This is a genomic window from Capnocytophaga sp. oral taxon 324 str. F0483, assembly GCF_000318315.2.
Taxonomy (GTDB): Bacteria; Bacteroidota; Bacteroidia; order Flavobacteriales; family Flavobacteriaceae; genus Capnocytophaga; species Capnocytophaga ochracea.
In genome coordinates this window covers 11,482-11,728 of the sequence record NZ_KB291531.1, presented here as the reverse complement: position 1 = coordinate 11,728, position 247 = coordinate 11,482, and positions in this window count along the sequence as shown.

Below are 247 nucleotides of genomic sequence, written 5' to 3'. Positions count from 1 at the left end.
TCAAATTTTGTAGTTTTGCGATTGATAACAACGGAGGTGTGCGGCGAACACGTGCGCGTGCCGTTGTGAATTGCTTTCAAATTTTGTAGTTTTGCGATTGATAACAACACACAATCATCTGTTCTGTTTATTCCATCAGTTGTGAATTGCTTTCAAATTTTGTAGTTTTGCGATTGATAACAACAAAGTGTTTCGAGCGAGTTACTACCACTTTTGTTGTGAATTGCTTTCAAATTTTGTAGTTTTG